Annotated in this window: 1 protein-coding gene; it reads left to right on the top strand. The window is 48.3% G+C overall.

The window, feature by feature from the left end:
- A partial coding sequence (locus tag ACTHS4_RS12735) for a hypothetical protein (protein WP_440366069.1) occupies positions 1 to 232 on the top strand: 232 nt, incomplete at both ends.

Genomic DNA, 232 nt, shown 5'->3' with positions numbered 1-232 from the left:
ATATAAAGACGATCCTGCCAAAGCCTTTGCCGAGCCGTTTTATAAATACGATAAAGCAGGCAACCGCACTCAACAGGTAAAAGCCGTACGCATAGAGCAAGTACAGAAAACCGGTGTATGGGTGCGCAACCATAACGGCATCGCCGACAACGCAACCATGGTGCGCGTAGATGTATTTGAGAAAGGCGGCAAGTATTATCTGGTCCCGATTTACAGTTGGCAGGTAGCGAAA

Origin of the sequence: Neisseria sp. P0014.S009 (genome assembly GCF_051958155.1) — a bacterium.
Classification (GTDB): Bacteria; Pseudomonadota; Gammaproteobacteria; order Burkholderiales; family Neisseriaceae; genus Neisseria; species Neisseria flavescens_C.
Note: the sequence above shows the minus strand (reverse complement) of the source record. Positions and strands in the feature narration are given on the sequence as shown.